Here is a 755-nt window from a genome sequence, read left to right on the forward strand (position 1 = left end):
ATCAGCTGATTGGCCGCCAGCGGCTTGCCAAACTGCTTGCGGTCCAGCACATACTGGCGTGCCGTGTGCCAGCATGACTCCGCCGCACCCAATGCACCCCAGGCAATACCGTAACGTGCCGAATTCAGGCAGGTGAACGGCCCCTTCAGGCCACGCACTTCCGGGAACGCATTTTCTTCAGGACAGAACACTTCATCCATCACGATTTCACCAGTGATCGATGCGCGCAGACCAAACTTGCCATGGATCGCCGGCGCCGACAAACCCTTCCAGCCCTTTTCCAGCACGAAGCCACGGATCGCACCTTCATCATCCTTGGCCCACACCACGAACACATCGGCAATCGGCGAATTGGAAATCCACATCTTGCTGCCGGTCAGGCTGTAGCCGCCGTCCACTTTCTTGGCACGAGTCACCATCGAACCCGGATCGGAACCATGGTTGGGCTCGGTCAGGCCGAAGCAGCCGATCCATTCGCCGGTGGCCAGTTTGGGCAGGTATTTCTGCCTGGTCTGTTCGTTGCCGAATTCATAAATCGGCACCATCACCAGCGAGCTTTGCACGCTCATCATCGAGCGGTAGCCGGAATCGACGCGTTCGACTTCGCGGGCGATCAGTCCATAGGACACATAGTTGAGGCCGGGGCCGCCGTATTGCTCGGGGATGGTGGGGCCGAGCAGGCCGAGTTCGCCCATTTCGCGGAAGATCGCCGGATCGGTTTTTTCATGGCGGAAGGCTTCCAGCACGCGGGGTTG

Annotated in this window: 1 protein-coding gene; it reads right to left on the reverse strand. The window is 59.5% G+C overall.

All coding sequences use genetic code 11. The features are described from left to right. Nucleotides 1–755: acyl-CoA dehydrogenase family protein (locus ACFQUU_RS29385; RefSeq protein WP_382252183.1), on the reverse strand; the 755-nt coding region annotated here is incomplete at both ends.

This window comes from Herbaspirillum sp. GCM10030257, from assembly GCF_042666555.1.
Lineage (GTDB): Bacteria > Pseudomonadota > Gammaproteobacteria > Burkholderiales > Burkholderiaceae_D > Noviherbaspirillum.